Origin of the sequence: Microbacterium sp. BF1, assembly GCF_019279095.1 — a bacterium.
Classification (GTDB): Bacteria; Actinomycetota; Actinomycetes; order Actinomycetales; family Microbacteriaceae; genus Microbacterium; species Microbacterium maritypicum.
The window spans coordinates 1-1,117 of record NZ_JAGYWT010000658.1 but is presented as its reverse complement, the minus strand read 5'-3'; the positions used below and the strand labels follow the sequence as shown (position 1 = coordinate 1,117).

Below are 1,117 nucleotides of genomic sequence, written 5' to 3'. Positions count from 1 at the left end.
TGACCGTCCACAGCACCACGCCCGCCGCGATCGGCACGAGCGCCGCCAAGAACGGCAGCGGGGCGCGACGCGAGGCGGCCGGAGCCGTCGGAAGTACGATCGGAAGGGAGTCCATCCCCCCAGTGGATCGCATCGCGATCCTGGGATGAGCGCTGTCCACAGCGCGGGACGGTTACTCCGCGGTGTTCTCGATTGGGGAGGACGAGTCGTCTTCTGCGGTCACCTGGACGATGATGAGCGTGACGTTGTCCCGTCCGCCGTTCTCCAGAGCCGCTGCGAGCATCGCATCGGCGGCCGCACCCGGGTCGTCGTGTTCCCGGAGGAAGTGCTGGATGCCGTAGTCGGTGAGCTCTTTGGTGAGACCGTCGGAGCAGATGACGAAGCGGTCACCTGCGCGCACATCGATGGAGACGTAATCGGGGGCCGTGAGCTCACTCGCTCCCACCGCGCGGGTGATCACGTTGCTGTACGGATGCCCTTCGGCCTCTTCCGGGCTGAGCTTCCCCGCCGCGATGAGTTCCTGCACGACCGAGTGGTCTGTCGTGATCTGCACGAGTCGATCGTCACGGAGCAGATACACCCGCGAATCGCCGATGTTCAGTGCGATCCAGTGCGATTCGTCACCGTCGGAGTCGAAGTAGACCCCTGTGAGCGTCGTCCCGGTGCCTTCGTCGGTCGTCTCGGGGTGGTCGGCGATATCACCGACAGCCAGCTCGAGCGCATTCTCGATCGACGGCCCATCGACCTTGCCTGAGGAGACCACAGCCTGCAAGCGGGCGACCGTGCTCTGGCTGGCGATCTCGCCACCGGCGTGACCACCCATCCCGTCGGCGACGATGAACAGCGGGTAGTCGGCCAGGAAAGCGTCCTGGTTCGTCTCGCGGCGTCGGCCTTGATCGGTGATCCCGGACCACGACAGCAGCAGCGGGCGCTGCGCAACCGTGATTCGGTGCGTCTTCGTCTCAGCCACGTGCTGCCTCCGATAGGCCTGCGGCGGATCGGACGGTCGCAGGATACTCACAACACATCGTAGTAGAAGTCACGCGCACCTCGATCACACCTGGGCTCCAGCATCCACCGGCAACGGGAAGAACTCGTCGATGACGACCAGGTCCTC

At 65.2% G+C, this 1,117-nt stretch carries 1 protein-coding gene; it reads right to left on the bottom strand.

All coding sequences use genetic code 11. The features are described from left to right. Positions 1-172 precede the first annotated feature (172 nt). The gene (locus KZA10_RS15800; protein WP_218683359.1) at positions 173-970 is read right to left on the bottom strand and encodes a PP2C family serine/threonine-protein phosphatase; all 798 of its coding nucleotides are present in this window, start codon (positions 968-970) and stop codon (positions 173-175) included. Between the last annotated feature and the right edge of the window lie 147 nt (positions 971-1,117).